The organism is Desulfuribacillus stibiiarsenatis, assembly GCF_001742305.1.
Taxonomy (GTDB): domain Bacteria; phylum Bacillota; class Bacilli; order Desulfuribacillales; family Desulfuribacillaceae; genus Desulfuribacillus_A; species Desulfuribacillus_A stibiiarsenatis.
On sequence record NZ_MJAT01000033.1, the window covers coordinates 222,976 to 238,521 of the forward strand.

Annotated in this window: 19 protein-coding genes and 2 rRNA genes; 1 reads left to right on the forward strand and 20 read right to left on the reverse strand. The window is 38.2% G+C overall.

Translation table 11 applies throughout. The features are described 5' to 3' along the window. Positions 1–36 precede the first annotated feature (36 nt). Entirely contained in the window at positions 37–1,344 is a 1,308-nt protein-coding gene (locus tag BHU72_RS10345) for a copper amine oxidase N-terminal domain-containing protein (RefSeq protein ID WP_069702553.1), read from the forward strand. Positions 1,345–1,373: 29 nt separating this feature from the next. Here the strand turns inward: BHU72_RS10345 and tsaD are convergent, their stop codons facing one another. From tsaD to BHU72_RS10440, 20 genes are all read right to left on the reverse strand, one after another. After that, positions 1,374–2,414, reverse strand: a complete 1,041-nt coding sequence (gene tsaD / locus BHU72_RS10350; RefSeq protein ID WP_069702554.1) for a tRNA (adenosine(37)-N6)-threonylcarbamoyltransferase complex transferase subunit TsaD — start codon at positions 2,412–2,414, stop codon at positions 1,374–1,376. Then, positions 2,374–2,853, reverse strand: a complete 480-nt coding sequence (rimI, locus tag BHU72_RS10355) for a ribosomal protein S18-alanine N-acetyltransferase (RefSeq protein WP_069702583.1) — start codon at positions 2,851–2,853, stop codon at positions 2,374–2,376. The genes tsaD and rimI overlap by 41 nt, the downstream gene beginning before the upstream one ends. 61 nt (positions 2,854–2,914) lie before the next feature. Then, positions 2,915–3,709, reverse strand: coding sequence for a tRNA (adenosine(37)-N6)-threonylcarbamoyltransferase complex dimerization subunit type 1 TsaB (gene tsaB / locus BHU72_RS10360; RefSeq protein ID WP_069702555.1), 795 nt, complete (start codon positions 3,707–3,709; stop codon positions 2,915–2,917). After that, positions 3,697–4,173, reverse strand: coding sequence for a tRNA (adenosine(37)-N6)-threonylcarbamoyltransferase complex ATPase subunit type 1 TsaE (tsaE, locus tag BHU72_RS10365; RefSeq protein WP_069702556.1), 477 nt, complete (start codon positions 4,171–4,173; stop codon positions 3,697–3,699). The genes tsaB and tsaE overlap by 13 nt, the downstream gene beginning before the upstream one ends. A 129-nt stretch (positions 4,174–4,302) precedes the next feature. Further along, positions 4,303–5,484 (reverse strand): HD domain-containing phosphohydrolase, encoded by a 1,182-nt coding sequence (locus tag BHU72_RS10370; RefSeq protein ID WP_069702557.1) that lies wholly within the window; start codon positions 5,482–5,484, stop codon positions 4,303–4,305. Then, positions 5,481–5,645 carry a hypothetical protein gene (locus BHU72_RS15890; RefSeq protein ID WP_176720460.1) on the reverse strand — a complete coding sequence of 55 codons (165 nt, stop codon included), beginning with the start codon at positions 5,643–5,645 and terminating at the stop codon, positions 5,481–5,483. Before BHU72_RS15890 ends, BHU72_RS10370 begins: the two co-directional genes overlap by 4 nt. Positions 5,646–5,671: 26 nt before the next feature. Next, positions 5,672–7,714 carry a ferrous iron transport protein B gene (feoB, locus tag BHU72_RS10375; protein ID WP_069702558.1) on the reverse strand — a complete coding sequence of 681 codons (2,043 nt, stop codon included), beginning with the start codon at positions 7,712–7,714 and terminating at the stop codon, positions 5,672–5,674. Between the two features lie 18 nt (positions 7,715–7,732). After that, positions 7,733–7,957, reverse strand: a complete 225-nt coding sequence (locus BHU72_RS10380; RefSeq protein WP_069702559.1) for a FeoA family protein — start codon at positions 7,955–7,957, stop codon at positions 7,733–7,735. Next, positions 7,954–8,196 carry a FeoA family protein gene (locus BHU72_RS10385; RefSeq protein WP_069702560.1) on the reverse strand — a complete coding sequence of 81 codons (243 nt, stop codon included), beginning with the start codon at positions 8,194–8,196 and terminating at the stop codon, positions 7,954–7,956. Before BHU72_RS10385 ends, BHU72_RS10380 begins: the two co-directional genes overlap by 4 nt. Next, a complete protein-coding gene (locus tag BHU72_RS10390; RefSeq protein WP_069702561.1) occupies positions 8,174–9,304 on the reverse strand; it encodes a GGDEF domain-containing protein in 1,131 nt (376 codons plus the stop codon). The genes BHU72_RS10385 and BHU72_RS10390 overlap by 23 nt, the downstream gene beginning before the upstream one ends. A gap of 151 nt (positions 9,305–9,455) precedes the next feature. Then, on the reverse strand, positions 9,456–9,734 hold the full coding sequence (locus tag BHU72_RS10395) for a hypothetical protein (protein WP_245671891.1): 279 nt from the start codon (positions 9,732–9,734) through the stop codon (positions 9,456–9,458). A gap of 101 nt (positions 9,735–9,835) precedes the next feature. Next, the gene (locus BHU72_RS10400; RefSeq protein WP_069702562.1) at positions 9,836–10,063 is read right to left on the reverse strand and encodes a hypothetical protein; all 228 of its coding nucleotides are present in this window, start codon (positions 10,061–10,063) and stop codon (positions 9,836–9,838) included. A gap of 73 nt (positions 10,064–10,136) precedes the next feature. Continuing rightward, positions 10,137–10,724 carry an HMA2 domain-containing protein gene (locus tag BHU72_RS10405; protein WP_069702563.1) on the reverse strand — a complete coding sequence of 196 codons (588 nt, stop codon included), beginning with the start codon at positions 10,722–10,724 and terminating at the stop codon, positions 10,137–10,139. 2 nt (positions 10,725–10,726) lie between these two features. Next, entirely contained in the window at positions 10,727–12,865 is a 2,139-nt protein-coding gene (locus tag BHU72_RS10410) for a heavy metal translocating P-type ATPase (RefSeq protein ID WP_069702564.1), read from the reverse strand. Then, positions 12,853–13,398 (reverse strand): HMA2 domain-containing protein, encoded by a 546-nt coding sequence (locus tag BHU72_RS10415; protein ID WP_069702565.1) that lies wholly within the window; start codon positions 13,396–13,398, stop codon positions 12,853–12,855. The genes BHU72_RS10410 and BHU72_RS10415 overlap by 13 nt, the downstream gene beginning before the upstream one ends. Before the next feature lie 21 nt (positions 13,399–13,419). After that, the gene (locus BHU72_RS10420) at positions 13,420–13,719 is read right to left on the reverse strand and encodes an HMA2 domain-containing protein (protein ID WP_069702566.1); all 300 of its coding nucleotides are present in this window, start codon (positions 13,717–13,719) and stop codon (positions 13,420–13,422) included. A gap of 291 nt (positions 13,720–14,010) precedes the next feature. Beyond that, positions 14,011–14,379: a rhodanese-like domain-containing protein gene (locus BHU72_RS10425; RefSeq protein ID WP_069702567.1), complete on the reverse strand. Its 369-nt coding sequence runs from the start codon at positions 14,377–14,379 to the stop codon at positions 14,011–14,013. Positions 14,380–14,605: 226 nt separating this feature from the next. Next, complete coding sequence (locus tag BHU72_RS10430) at positions 14,606–14,920, reverse strand: rhodanese-like domain-containing protein (RefSeq protein ID WP_083248391.1); 315 nt, start codon at positions 14,918–14,920, stop codon at positions 14,606–14,608. A 237-nt stretch (positions 14,921–15,157) separates the two neighbouring features. Beyond that, a 5S ribosomal RNA gene (rrf, locus tag BHU72_RS10435) occupies positions 15,158–15,274 on the reverse strand. 83 nt (positions 15,275–15,357) lie between these two features. Beyond that, positions 15,358–15,546, reverse strand: a 23S ribosomal RNA gene (locus BHU72_RS10440); the annotation flags it as partial.

The following is a 15,546-nucleotide window of genomic DNA, read 5'->3' on the forward strand; positions in this document are numbered from 1 at the left end:
TATCAATTCCCATCACACCAATAGGAGGACTTACAAATGAAGAAATTAGTCATCGTAGTACTTTGCATCGCTCTTCTTGTCCCTGCCCAAGTTTTTGCCGTAGTATCCACTGCTGATCAAGTAATTATCTCTGAGAAAGAACGACAACTATTAAAAGATTTTTATGTGAAACTAGAGAATATGATTGTTAAGCTACAGTCAGAGACAGATAAGCTAAAGTATAAAAAGCAGCTAGAAGAAAATATCCTTCGAAACGAGACCGTCCCATACATAAACCGTTTTGAACGATTAAATACCATGTATTATGAGATTGACGCTAATTTACAGAAATCGCAAGCCGCTACAATTAACGCTAGTGAACAGCAACGTTTACGAGAATTCTCTACTAAAATTGAAGGTAGGATTAGTACTCTTAAAAATGAGCGAGAGATCCTGTCATATAAGAATCAATTAACTGAAATCATGAATGCAAATCTTACTTTTACAGATAGAAATGCAAAACTACTTTCCTTATACCATGCTGTAGAAGGGGCTATCAATCAAAGTTATAAACAAGTAACTAACGACAGCGAACAACAAAGATTACGCGAATTCTATACTAAAATTGAAGGTAGGATTGCTACCCTTAAAAATGATCGGGAGGTTCTGTCGTTTAAGACCCAATTAACTGAAATCATGAATGCAAATCTTTCTTTTAATGATAAAAATGCAAAATTACTTTCCTTATACCATACCGTAGAAGGCGCTATCAGCCAAAATTACGATCTGGAAATGAGAAAAGAGCTAGAAAAAAGACAAGAACTTGAAAAACAAAAGCAACTAGATAAACAAAAAGAAAATGAAAAAGCGAGAGAAATTATAGACCCTACGAATAAGTTGCAAGAAGAACTACGCCTAGCGCAAGAAAAAATACGAGCAATGACGAACCGTATCGCTGAGTTGGAAAGAATCACCCTGTTAAAAGATGATGAAATACGTAAATTAAAGGAAAGAGATGTCAAGGATCGATTATTCATCGAGGGGAAAACGCTTCAGTATGATGTACCTCCAATGATACAAAATGGAAGAACTCTAGTACCTGTAAGAGCGATTAGCGAAGGTTTGGGCGCAGATGTAGGTTGGAGTGCAATAGACAGGAAAGTAACTGTTCTTAAAGACGATAAAACTATTGAATTAACTGCTAACTCTACTACTGTATTAGTAAATGGGCAAAAACAAGTGATTGATGTGCCTGCTACCATAATCAATGGCAGGGTCATGGTCCCTTTACGTTTCGTGTCAGAAATTCTAGGCATTAACGTCATGTATAACGATAAAACTGGTGATATCGATGTAGGTCTTTAATGTTGAAATAAATAAAAACAACTGCTAGCTTAGAGAGACAAGCTAGCAGTAGCATTTAATGACATATCGGAGAATTCTTGTTTTTCGTATAAATAATACGCAGCAGCAGCGATCATGGCCGCATTATCTGTGCAATAGTGGATGGGAGGAATATTAACCTGCCATCCTTTTTGTTGCCCTGTTGCAAGTAACGCTTGGCGTATCCCAGAATTAGCAGCCACACCGCCAGCAACAACAAGCCGGCTTAATTGCATTTTTTCCATGGCTAATTCTGTTTTCGCTACGATTACATCGACAACGGCTTTCTGGAAGCTAGCAGCGATATCTGCATGGTTGACCTCTTCATTTTTCATACGCGATTTATTCAAGTAATTCAACACTGCTGACTTCAGACCACTGAAGCTAAAGTCTAGTGATCCTTCTTCAAGCATAGCTTTAGGAAACTCAATGCTGGCTTGTCCCGTCTGTGCTAATCGATCGATATGCGGACCTCCTGGATAAGGTAATTCAATCGTTCTTGCTACCTTATCAAAAGCCTCACCTACAGCATCATCTAGTGTTTGGCCTAAAATTTCAAAAACCCCGTGGTCTGTAACTTTCACAAGCTCTGTATGACCTCCAGAGATGATAAGACTAAGATACGGCGGCTGTAAATCTACCACTAACTGATTCGCATAGATATGACCAGCAATGTGATGGACACCGATTAAAGGTTTCTGTTTAGCAAAGGCTAAGGCCTTCGCAACGGAAACGCCTACTAATAACGCCCCTACTAGCCCTGGTCCTTTCGTAACAGCGATTGCATCAACTTCCTCTATTGTAATACCCGCTTTATCTAATGCTTCCTCGATTACAGGAAGGATATTATCAATATGTCTGCGCGAAGCAACCTCTGGAACGACCCCACCATATCTTTTGTGAATATCAATTTGGGAAGAAATAACGTTCGACAGCTCTTTTTTACCGTTTACTACAACTGCTGCCGATGTCTCATCACAGCTCGTTTCAATCCCTAGGATTGTCACAGATTTATTCATTGAACTCTGACGTACCGCTTTCGTCTCGCTCATCTTCCTCTAACACCACCCACATAATAATTGCATCTTCCCCGTTGTCGGAATAATACTTTTTTCTAATTCCATTTTCAACAAACCCATATTTAATATACATCTTTCTCGCCGCTTGGTTAGAAACGCGCACTTCCAGCGTCATGCGTTGAACGCCCATAGCCTTACATTCTTTCATGATTGTTTCTAACAATAGGCACCCTAGACCTTGCCCTTGATATTCAGGTTTTACTGCGATTGTCGTAATATGAGCTTCCTCTAATATCAGCCATATACCAATATAGCCTATGATTGTGCTGCTCTTCGTATCTTTAGCTTCGAGTACATAATATTTTGCTAGCTGATTATCTGTTAATTCATTGTAGAATGCCGCTTCACTCCACGGCAAAGAGAATACCGTGCTTTCAATGTCGAATACATACGGTATATCAGCAAATGTCATGGAACGAATGAGGTATGTGTTAATCTTTGAAAAGCTTGGTTTCTCATAATTAGAATGGTCGTTACTCAGAGCCAACACCTAATTTCTGCTGTTGAAGCCAATTGTATTCTGCCTCTGCCAATCTTAAGTACTCTGGACTAAAGCTCTTCACATCTTCTATTTCTCCGCGCGCTACATATCCTAGCCCAATTTCTAGTAAACTACTGGCGCGGGCGAGATTTCGCGACACACTAGCGACCCTTATGTTCGTTCGAATGTAATCCATATCGCTGGCACGCTGCTCTTGACTGGTTATAAATTGTTCTAGAGTTTTTTTATGTATGTGTATGTCATGACCAACAAAAAGTATACGTTCATACTTACCACTAATTTCACAAATCCAATCAGTGAACATTGTTAGACGATCGCCTTCAATAGCCTTCCACAAATCATTATGTGGAAGATGAGTAATACTCCCGTCATCACTACAGTGACTTTTATAGACTCCAGTAAATACCTGCCCTCTACGCGCATCAATGACAGGAACAATAACTCCTGTATGACCTTTGCAACTATGAGCAATCACAGACAAGCTAGATACACCGATTAGTGGTAGATTGAGTGACCATGCAAAACTTTTTGCAGTAGAAACGCCAATTCTTAGTCCCGTATAGGAACCTGGTCCCTTTGCTACAATGATTCCTTTCAGGTCTTTAGGCGTTATCTTTGCAACTTTCATCATATGTTCAATGGCAGGCATTAGTCGAGATGAGTGATCGCCACTCACATTCGTTGTATACTCGGCAATGATTGATTCTTCTGTTCCTAATGCGACTGATAACGTTTGCGTTGATGTATCGATTGCTAGATACGGCATATACTCACCAACTCCTCAATGACTTTCTTCCACCTTTGATCTGTAAAAGAAAAGGTGATTACCCTATGCTGATCATCTTCTTCCATATGCCGAATTGCGATGTGTAAGCGTTCTTCCGGTATCAACTCATCGATAAACTCCGACCACTCAATCACACAAACGCCATTCCCATAAAAATACTCATCATATCCTAAGTCTTCATCAATCGCTGACTCGCCTAAGCGGTAAATATCAAAATGATATAAAGGCATTCTGCCTTCAAGGTATTCTTTAATGATGGTAAAGGTAGGGCTACTTACGGGCGCCAAAATGCCAAGTCCTTTAGCAATTCCCTTCGTCATCGTTGTCTTGCCCGCCCCTAAATCCCCACTCAATGTAATAACGTCTCCAGGGGACAGTAGTTTTCCTAAATGATTGCCTATGTTTAATGTATGTTCAAGTGATTGACTCTGAATGTTTTCCATGAAAAAAGACGACACCTTCCATTGCATACTTTACTATTCGAAGATTCCAACAAGTAACATAATTATAGCCTTTTCCTATGCGTTGTTGCAAGAAAGGCTATAAATAATAACAGATGTAATGAATATGTACTATTCATCACATCTGCTCACAAATTGAATATATTGATCTACTAATGATGGGTCAAATTGCGTCGATTTCCCCTTTTCTAACTCTTCAACAGCCCTATCAAAAGTAAGTCTTGGTCTATAGGCACGATTATCCGTCATAGCATCCCAAGCATCTACAATTGTTACAATCCTTGCAGATAAAGGTATTTCTTTACCTTTTAATCCATCAGGATATCCTCTCCCATCGAATCGTTCGTGATGATGTTTAACTATATGCAGAATGTCTTTTTCTGGTTCTAGTGGCGCAACTATTTTTGCACCTTTCATTGGATGAGACTTGATAATCTCAAATTCATGTTCCGAAAGCGTGGATGGTTTATTTAAGATGACATCCGATATCCCTATCTTTCCTATATCATGTAGTAAGGCCCCATGTTGAAAGACTTCAACGGTATGTGAATCTAATCCCAAAAACTTGGAGAATTCCTTGGTCAATCTTGAAACTCTTTTGGAATGGTTTTGAGTGTACAAGTCTTTAGCGTCAATAGCAGAGACTAATGTATCTATGATTTTGAAGTAAAACTCTTTCTTTCCCTGTTCAATTTTCAACACATTGTTTTCAAGAATGAGAGCTGTATTATGTGAAAAAATTCTGAGATTCAAAATATCCTGCTCCGAATAAACACTCGTGTGCTGATGATGCCCTCTTTCCTTGCGATGCATAACAACGGTGTATCCTATCATATTTTCACCAATATTCAGCGGAACAATTGCTAGGGAAATTAGTTTACTATCGTACCTCAAAAAGTAGTTTAATTTTTTATCAAATTGGCTTATAACTGTGATGTCTTTCGTTTTATCGGTACCAAATAATCGGTTAATATTTCTTAATTCTTCTACTAGTTGACTAGGAATATTTCCATTGACCTCAATCGTCTTTAATTTGCTAATCCCTTGTTCAAATATGTAAAGGCATCCAGCCTCACTTCCAGTGATATTCATAGCTAATTGCAGTGCTTTTTTTATACTTGTGTTTATGTCACTCTCGTTAATCCAAACTTTATTGATTTCTACTAAAAATAATTGTTCTTCTAATGATCTTTCTAATTCTGCAATTCTTGTATGTAATTTATGAATGTTGTTCTCATGCTGATATACATTCGGTTGTAAAATGGTAGTCGCCTCCAATTGTGCATTTATCATCTACACTTGCAATCCATTCTGGTAGCCGCTTGATTCGCTCCGCAGGATTTTCCTCCTCCACAGCATCCACTACCTTTTATCCCGTTTCCAATCCTTTTTATTACTACATATACACTATAAGTAACAATCATAATACCGGATAGCATACTGATATATTCCATAGCTCCACCTCATTGATTCAATTGATTTAAAAGAATAGTGATCCGATTTGATATATAAGAGCTGCAACTGTCCAAGCCAGCATAAACTGCCCTACCATGGCCAAAAATGTCCAACGATAAGAACCCGATTCTCTTTTTATAGTAGCTAATGTTGCGATACATGGTGTATATAATAGTACAAACACCATAAAGCTGTAGGCTGAAAGAGCTGTAAATGAGTTGTTTATAAATTGATGAAAGTAAGTGCTTTGTGAGGCTATATCCATGTCCCCTAATCCATAAATAATGGCCATCGTACTGACAACTACCTCTTTAGCCATGAACCCTGCAAAGATAGCTACGGTTGCCTGCCAGTTATCAAATCCGAGCGGGGCAAATATCGGAGAAATCACTTTCCCAATCGACGCTAAAAAACTATCATCTATTTCCGAAACGCCATTGAATGAAAAATGCAATAAAACCCACATAATAACGGACATTCCAAAAATAATGGTACCTGCTTTTATTAAAAATAGTTTTCCTCTTTCCCAAACGCGAAGCATAATAGTAGTAGGCTCAGGGATGCGATAAGGCGGAAGTTCTAAGATAAACGGTACATATTCACCTTTTAAAATAGTCTTCTTCAAAATATACCCTAACCCTATAGCAACCAATATTCCTAATAAATACAAAGAAAATACAACTGCACTACTGTTATGCGGAAAGAACACCGTAACAAATATTAAATATACGGGAAGTCTCGCACTGCAGGACATTAAGGGCGTAACAAGCATAGTTACTTTTCTATCATTCTCATCTTCAAGAGTCCTAGCTGCCATTACTGCCGGAACAGAGCAACCGAAGCCTAGAATCATAGGAATAAAAGCCTTACCATTTAAACCAATTTTACGCATCAATCGATCCATAATAAACGCAGCTCTAGCCATATATCCACTATCTTCTATAAGCGATATAAAAAAGTACAGAATAAAAATTTGTGGTACGAAAACGATTACACTTCCTACGCCGCCGATAATCCCTTCAGAAATCATCGAATTAAGGACTGAAGATACTTCAAGAGCAGTTAGCCACTGGTTCACGGATGGTATTAATAGCGTGACAAATAAACTGTCCACCCAATCGACTAATGGTGTACCTAAGATGTCAAAGGTGATTAAAAATACGCCCCACATGATTAATAAAAATATGGGAATTCCAAGTACACGGTTGATTAATATTTTATCGATTGTATCTGTTATGGTGAGCTGACATTCTTTCTTATGCTCAACCACCTTTTGTTTGATTTGAGTAATCATTTCATATCTGTTTTCTATGATTCTGCTAATAAAAGGGCTATCGTGAACTATTTCTTCTAATTCTTGTATAAACGAAGAGTCACTAACATTTGTTTTTATGGTTTGTAAGATTATTTGATCGCCTTCTAATAGCCTAAGTGCGGTCCATCTTAGCCTCTCTTCTTTTATATCACAATTTGAAGAATCTCTTTTTAATAATCTCATTATATTACCTAATATATTTTCTATAGATTGATCATAGATACGAAGAGTGGCTTCTCCTGCGTTTATTTGTTGTTTCTCCGCAACGGCAATTGTTTGATTCATCAACTCTTGTATTCCCATTTGTTTTACAGCGACAATCGGAATCACTGGTACACCTAATAAGTCAGATAGTTTTTGTATATCAATGAGCATACCTCTCTTTTTCGCAACATCCATCATATTCAACGCGATTACAAGTGGCTTGTTAAGTTCTATTAATTGTAGCGTTAAATATAGATTCCTCTCTAAGTTTGAGGCATCAATCACATTGATGATTACATCTGGTTCATCATCCGAGAGATAAGACCTTGTAACAATCTCTTCTATCGAGTAAGAAGTAAGACTGTAAATACCTGGCAGATCAACAATCTTTACAGAACCCTGATTGTTGCTTTTATTAAGAGAACCTATTCTCTTCTCTACCGTAACCCCGGGCCAATTGGCAACATGTTGCCGTGCCCCCGTCAATTTATTAAACAATGCTGATTTCCCAACATTTGGATTTCCTGTCAACGCTGTAGTAAAAGACATTTCTTCTCCCCTTACCTTTTACGCCTTTACGATAATTTCGCTCGCTTCTTTCTTTCTTAGTGATAATTGATAGCCCCTAACCGTTATTTCGATTGGATCGCCAAGGGGGGCTATTTTCGTAACATGTATTTCTATCCCTGGCACAAGACCAAGTGTCATAAATCGGGAGCGCAAGCGCTCATCTAGAAGTATGCGCTCAATTTTAACACGTTCACCTGGTTGAACTTCATTTAGTTTTCTCACCCTGCAAGTCCTCCTTCGTCAGGGCTCACGAGAATAAAGCTCGCTAAGTGTTTATCAACAGCCAAACGGGTATTCCCATACAATAGTACATAGGAACCGTCCATATCACTTACTATTACTTGAATTTTTGTGTCTGTCACTAGGCCACGCTCTAATAGAGCTTTTTTTATCGATTGACTTGCCCTTATTTCCTTTAGTGTTACGTTGTTCGCTATCCTAAGCATGGATAATGGCATCATCAAAATTCACTCCCCATTGATTATTTGCAATGCTGTCGTATACTACCTTGTTCTTTCCTGTTCTTTTTGCTTGATAGAGTAACGAATCAACCTCGTTCACAAATGCACTATCTTCTAATTCTTTATACTGGTGATTTGAACTAATTCCACAACTGATAGTAATTTTGACCGTGATATCTTGGATATGAAATTCTTTGCTTTCTATTTCCTTGCGAATCCGTTCGCAGATTGCGACTCCTTCTTTTAAAGTAAGCGCTGGAAATATTATTCCGAATTCCTCCCCGCCATAGCGAGCTGCGATATCAGTCTTTCGAATCAGTTCCTTAATTGTTCGTGCAACTTCTGTCAGAATTAAGTCCCCAGCAATATGACCATATGTATCATTCACCTTCTTGAAATTATCAATATCTAATATCGCTAAGCAAAAGTCTGAAAGATTGGAAGATATAGAACGATATTTATGAAGTTCTCCAAAAAAAGTATAATGATTGAATAAATCCGTCATTTGGTCCTTTTGCGAAATTTCTTTCAGGTAATTATTTTTCATTTCTAACTCTTGTTGTACAAAAGCTACTTGTTTCACAAGTTTATCTATCTCTTTTATCACAGTAGCAATGGTTAAAGCGAACAAAAATAAAATCGTTATATTAATCCCAACTTGAATTGCAAATATGCTATTTTTGTCCTCGATAGTAATTCCAATGAAATATAGGAAAATAGTTAATATTACTATGCCGCTGAAATGTATATGCGGAAAACGTAATATGCCGATTACCACAAATGCTATAAAAATCGGAAACATGTTGACATGTGTATTATTCGTTAGTAGATAAACAATCGTTATAATAATTCCGTCTAATAGATAAAAGTAAAGTTTTGGTTTATAGGATTCTAACGGTTTAATTTGCGTTTGATATACGTACAGAAAGCCCTCTGACAAACAAATGATTAAAGCTGCGCTAATCACGTAGGCTAAAGCATCATAGTTCGCTTTATCCTCAAGGGCAATGTACTTTATAAAGAATAATCCTATTATATATACCATTAACTTGATACCAAAGAATAACTCCTCTAGCACCATAGTGCGGCCTTGATGAATATCCTTCATAATTACCTCCAAACGCAATCTAATGATATTGATTTTCACTTGCAGAGATAATTTAATTATAAACAATATTTTCTTTTTGTAAAGAAGAAAAAACAAAAAACGCTGCCCCAGGCAACGTTTTTCGATACATTATATTCTTTTCTATTACTTTTTACTGGGCGATTTTCTTTTCTGCAATCATATCTTCTAGGCGTTCTTTCTGCGCAACTAATTCTTCCATTGAAGCTTCATGCGTTGATGCAGGCACACACATAGCTTGTCCATACCCCGGTTGAATTAATGAATGAAGTTGGCCACGGTTTTGTTCATATAGACGGTAACCCACTGCTCCTGTTACAGTCCCAATCAAAAATCCATACCAAAAGTCACTTCTAAGTCCCATGATTCCCATACCTTGACCCATACCTGTATTATTCATACCTCTTATCATAATATATAGTACCTCCCTGAGATCTATTGTTCATAAAAACATGTCTCATTTTTCAGTATAACCTTGCAACATAAAATAAATCTTATAATAGCTATTTAAAATTACCCAAGATTTTTCTCTGCAATTAGATCTTCTAAACGCTCTTTCTGTGCTACTAAATCTTCTACTGAAGAAGCGCTATTTACAGTGGATTCGCATCCTTCAGCTTGTCCAAAAGCTGGGCGAATTAATTGTTGTAATTGCCCACCGTTTTGTTCATATAAACGATACCCTACTACTCCTGTTACAGCACCTACTGCAAAACCAAACCAAAAATCTCTATTCATCATCGAAATCTCATCTCCTTATATGTTTTTCTTTTACTTTTGTTATACCTTATTTGCCACTTTTAAGCAATTTACCTTATGTGATCGCAGGAAGTTTTGCGTCTTCCTTTGACATATCGAACAAAATCTCTAGAAGATTGACTCCCCAGGATATTGCAGAAGCCTGTAAAATATTACTTGGCCCTAAAGACAGCATACTTACAATCCCCGCGATAACATCTGGATGCTTGAGCTTATTCGTTCCTCCATGAGTTAAAACTGTATACGCTGTAGAAATCATTGCCGTGTAATCGAGAACATCCGGTCGAGGACTCGAAGTTTTTCTAGCATACGCAATAAACAGAATTGCTCCCGTGAGTAAAGATGAAAACAGGTTCCTACGAACCTTCGGCTTTACGTTAACCATGATATCGTCGATTGGACTAAACGCGATTTGATTAAAAAACACCGTTACATGTTTAAGAATTGTATTCCTATCAATGACTTGCTTCTCATATTCAAATAATATCGAATGAATCCTTGGTTCAATTCTTACGTAATTTACACCATGTACAGCTGTAAAAAGCTGCATAATGTACTTCAAATCTTTCCTTCCAGAGAGGGCTGGAACAATCAGACGAAGTCTTCCTGGAATGTCATGAGCAATATAGAATTTGTTATTCATGATCATGTCTCCGTTACTAGAATTTTTGAACTGTTCAGTACAACTCCAATGGTAGCTGCATTATGTATCACTGCTGCCACTACTGGTGTAATTGTACCCGCAGCCCCAAGCAGCATAGCAAAGCTATTAATCACAATCGTCGCTAAGAAGTTTTGATGAATTACGTTCATCGTCTTCTGAGCTAAACGTATGACTGTTGGTAAAGTTAATGGGTCATCGCCAGTAATAATCACATCACATGCCTCTACGGCAATGTCAGTACGCTTTCCTCCCAATGTTACCCCGATGTCAGCATATGCTAATGCAGGGGCATCATTAATGCCATCTCCCACCATCATAACAGTATTCCCTTTATGATGATACTTCTTTACGATATTTGCTTTGTCTTCTGGTAGTGCTTCAGCAAAATAATTATCTAGGAACAAATTCGAGGAAATCTTCTGTGCGTTATGTTTCTTATCCCCAGTCAATAATACAATTTCGTCTATCCCTTGTCTACGTAACTGGTTAATTGTCCGTTTCATTCCAAAACGCACTGGGTCATAGATACTGATAACGCCCATGAGTTTCTTATCGCACCCTACAAACACGAGGTTGTCTTCTTTTTGACGAACGTCAGCACCTTGTTCAGAATGTAGAACGCTCATGTCAATACCAGACTCTGTCATAAAAGAGTCACTTCCGATAAGAATCTCGCGGCCTTGAATTTCAGAGCGAATCCCACGCCCAACGATGGTTTCCACCTCGCCATGATTTGGGATTTCTTCATTCCAAATTTTCGCCTGATTAACAATAGCACTGGCAATTGGATGAGAAGAGTGCTCTTCTGCTGAAGCCGCAAATCGAATAACTTCGCGATCTGTGTATCCATTGAAAGCATATACTTGCTTAATAGTCGGTTCTCCCTCAGTGATTGTTCCCGTCTTATCAAAGATAACAGTATCAATGTTGGACAAACGCTCAATGTATTGTCCACCTTTTACTAAGATCCCTTGTTTCGCCGCTTTTCCTATTGAGGCAGATATCGCCGTAGCTGTCGATAACTTCAACCCGCACGCATAATCAATAAACAGCATGTTCATGACTCGGTTCCAGTCTCTCGTAATGAAGTAGACAATCCCAGCCATCGCAAAGGATACAGGTACAAGAGATTGAGACATCTTGTCTGCAAACGATTGAATTGGCGCCTGCTTACTTTGGGCTTCTTCGATTAACTTAATTATGCGAGTAATTGCTGTTCCATCACCCACATGCTTTACTTTAATACGAATTTGCCCTGCCTTGAGAATACTGCCCGCATAGACATAGCTTCCTTCTGCAACCTCTTTCGGGATAAATTCTCCTGTCATCGACGATTCATCGACAGAGCCCATACCACCGACAATAGTTCCATCGACAGAAATTTTCTCGCCTATGAAAACGGCGATTGTATCCCCAGGCTGAACTGTTTCAATTGGTACTTTAAGCTCCTTACCATATTCGTCTACACGCCATACAAAAGGAACGTCAACCTTCAACATATTCGTGATATGGTTTCTTGTCCGATTGGCTGTATACTCTGTTAGTAATTCTCCTACGCTGGAAAGTATCACAATCGTTAATGCCGAACTTGGTCTTCCTTTTATAGCCGCTGCTAATACTGCTGACGCCGTTAATGTATCGGCAGTTATACGCTTATCCACGAACAACGATTTGAAACCATTTTTAATGATATCTCCAGCTGCGTATAGCATTGCTAAAGTAGCCGGATGAGCTAATCTAGATAAACCCGGTTGCATTGACGTCGGAAAAAAATATCTTTCGATTACAAAAGCACCCACAGCAATCCCTATGCGTGATATTTCTTTCTTGATAGCTGCACTTGTCTCTGCGCTTTGATTCGTAGATTCGCTTACTAATTTCCGCTTTTGATCCTTCCAGAACAATTTAACAACATGCTGCACGTCGATAAACAACTGCTTGATAGCAACTTTTGAATCAAAATATACAAGCAGAGAATTCGTTTCTTGTGTAAAACGAATCGATCGTATGTATGGTATCTTTTCAACAAAACGCTCTAACTCTATTGATGATGCAACTGGGAAAAGCACTTTAAATCGCACTCTGCCTGGCAACACATGATGAACTGCTAGTTGAGCCACTTACTCCGTGCCTCCTCTCCTTTAATCATTCTATAAGCCCATAACAGGTTTCTGTAACCTGCACCCGGGTTGTTGCCCCTTATGCTAACAACGCTTGAAACGATTAGGGTAATCACTATAATAGACGCGATATCAGAAATGCCTAATGTTTTACTCTTAATAAAATGATCGACATGATTAATTGTCTTACGCATAACCTTCATTACATCTGCTTCTTTGGCCTTGAACCCTTTCACTGATCCTACGACTGCACTATCCATTAAGCTGTTAAATTGTTCTTGTGTAATGTGCGGTTGATGGAATTCTAATAGCAGACTACCCGTAATATGTGATGCTGTTACTTTCATTACAAGCGGATGTTTTCCAAAAGTTTCGACTAACTTGTCCGCCACTTGCTTATTCTTCCAAGTAGGGCTTTGAAGTCTTAATCTCCCAGGGGAGGCATGAACGACATTCACCTTAATATTTGAGAAGTTCGATAAAGCATTAGTTCCTACAGCTGTTAATAAGGTACCACATAGCATTTGAAACATTTACTCACCTCGTTTCTATATTTAAGAATTAATAATTTGTTCAGCACGTGTTAACCATTTCTCTATGATTTGTATCTCTTGAAGTAGGGATTTATCGAAGAGGATTAATAAACTTCCGGTTTCAGGCGTATATTGAGCGGATTCGATTTTCGGTTCCTTTTCTAATTCTTGAAGGAATTGATAAATTCTATCTTCTTTATCTTGCCAACCTGTGCATTTTAAGCGTAACCTTCCAGGGATTAAGTGTGCTATGTCTATGTTATTTCGAGAAAGGATTTTGCGTATACGATTTGCAAGTATTACGTTATTGATTAAAAACATTCACTTCCCCCTTATCTGTTTATGTCATATCTTAGCATAACAAATATTATATTCCAAACGATTTGCATACAGTCGATAGGTACTCGCTACTATTGCGACATGTTCAACATAAGAATAATCGTACTCATCAATAATGATAATCAGTATTTCTTATAAATTGATTATAGCATCTACGTAATGTTTTGCACAGCTTTTCTGGAAATAAAAGAGCCGTATTATTGGACTTATAGAAAAAAGCCGAGTAGAGGTAGAAAATACTATCTCTTACTCAACTTTTCCATTTCATTTCTCTTATTTTTCTACTTCATAAGGCCAAGCAAGCATGCCGCCTTCAACATTTGTTACCTGTTTAAAACCGTTTTTTACTAATATTTCACTAGCTGTCACACTTCGTTTTCCTGATCTACAAATGACTAAATACTTCGTGTCCTTATTTAGTTCATCTAAGCGACTCTCCAATTCCTCAACTGGAATATTAACCGTTCCAGGAACATGACCTTCTGCATATTCTTCAACAGTTCTTACGTCAAGCATAACGTGTTCACCATCTGCACTTAATGTATTCGCTTGATGTACGTCGATGTTTTTATAACCAGCACCACACGCTACAAGTGAAAGCGTGACCAAAGCAACTATAAATAATAGGGAATATCTGTTCACCTTAACCCACCTCTATATCTATATAATTTATCTCAGCGGCGTTTACTAATACTCCCACTTCTTTAAGCGGGAGATAAGTGCCGCCAAGCTTCGAAATAAGTGCAACTAGAGTTCAGGTGGAGTAAAACTCCATCTGAACTAAGTTTTCTTTATCTCTTATTAGAACCTTATCTTATATTAAACATAATGCGACCTTTAACAGACTTGATGAGGTTCAACTATTCTATTATACCTGATTCCATGCTTCCAGACCACCTTTTACGCTATAAAACTCCGAGAAGCCTTGCTGTATAAATATATCGCAAGCTTTGGAACTGCGGTTTCCACTACGACAAATGACGATATATTTTTTGTTCTTATCTAATTCAAGAATTCTGCTTTTCAATTCATCAATTGGTATCAAAATTGCACCTTCAATATGATCATCCTGATATTCCACAGGTGTTCTCACGTCAATTAATGTGTATCCTTGATTCTTCCAAAGGTCTTTCGCCCTTATTGCTTCTATAGATGTATGTACCTCAATGTTCTGATCTTCCAATTAAAACCCTCCTTATCCTCTTCAATCTCTTCTATTATTACCGAATCCAGAAAGTCCTATAAACTATAATTTATATATAGAGAAATCTAGTATTCGTTGCACCTATACTATCTACAATAAACCTATTTACTTTTGGCGGCGCAAAACAGCACATAAGTTGAAATCAGGAATTTGCAATAAATTAGATACTGCAAAAAGACCTTTGAAAGATAACTCTCTCAAAGGTCTTCATTCATTGCCTGGCAACGTCCTACTCTCCCAAGGACCGACGTCCTAAGTACCATTGGCGCTGGAGGGCTTAACGATCGTGTTCGGTATGGGAACGGGTGTGTCCCCTCCGCTATCGCCACCAGACATTCAACTACACGTTAAAACCTACTATCGACATCGAAACTTTGCTTTGTTCTTTTTGTGTGTGCGTTTTTGGGTTAACCCTTTTGGTTAAGCCCTCGACCGATTAGTATCTGTCCGCTTAACATATCACTATGCTTACACTCCAGACCTATCTACCTCGTCATCTCCAAGGGGTCTTACTAGCTTATGCTATGGGAAATCTTATCTTGAGGGGGGCTTTGCGCTTAGATGCTTTCAGCGCTTATCCCTTCCAAACTTGGCTACCCAGCTAT

Coding starts and splice junctions, on each gene's coding strand:
- BHU72_RS10345 (WP_069702553.1), top strand. CDS start 37: ATGAAGAAATTAGTCATCGTAGTACTTTGCATCGCTCTTCTTGTCCCT.
- tsaD (WP_069702554.1), bottom strand. CDS start 2,414: ATGAGCGAGACGAAAGCGGTACGTCAGAGTTCAATGAATAAATCTGTG.
- rimI (WP_069702583.1), bottom strand. CDS start 2,853: ATGACATTTGCTGATATACCGTATGTATTCGACATTGAAAGCACGGTA.
- tsaB (WP_069702555.1), bottom strand. CDS start 3,709: ATGCCGTATCTAGCAATCGATACATCAACGCAAACGTTATCAGTCGCA.
- tsaE (WP_069702556.1), bottom strand. CDS start 4,173: ATGGAAAACATTCAGAGTCAATCACTTGAACATACATTAAACATAGGC.
- BHU72_RS10370 (WP_069702557.1), bottom strand. CDS start 5,484: ATGATAAATGCACAATTGGAGGCGACTACCATTTTACAACCGAATGTA.
- BHU72_RS15890 (WP_176720460.1), bottom strand. CDS start 5,645: ATGGAATATATCAGTATGCTATCCGGTATTATGATTGTTACTTATAGT.
- feoB (WP_069702558.1), bottom strand. CDS start 7,714: ATGTCTTTTACTACAGCGTTGACAGGAAATCCAAATGTTGGGAAATCA.
- BHU72_RS10385 (WP_069702560.1), bottom strand. CDS start 8,196: ATGATGCCATTATCCATGCTTAGGATAGCGAACAACGTAACACTAAAG.
- BHU72_RS10390 (WP_069702561.1), bottom strand. CDS start 9,304: ATGAAGGATATTCATCAAGGCCGCACTATGGTGCTAGAGGAGTTATTC.
- BHU72_RS10395 (WP_245671891.1), bottom strand. CDS start 9,734: ATGATAAGAGGTATGAATAATACAGGTATGGGTCAAGGTATGGGAATC.
- BHU72_RS10400 (WP_069702562.1), bottom strand. CDS start 10,063: ATGATGAATAGAGATTTTTGGTTTGGTTTTGCAGTAGGTGCTGTAACA.
- BHU72_RS10405 (WP_069702563.1), bottom strand. CDS start 10,724: ATGAATAACAAATTCTATATTGCTCATGACATTCCAGGAAGACTTCGT.
- BHU72_RS10415 (WP_069702565.1), bottom strand. CDS start 13,398: ATGTTTCAAATGCTATGTGGTACCTTATTAACAGCTGTAGGAACTAAT.
- BHU72_RS10420 (WP_069702566.1), bottom strand. CDS start 13,719: ATGTTTTTAATCAATAACGTAATACTTGCAAATCGTATACGCAAAATC.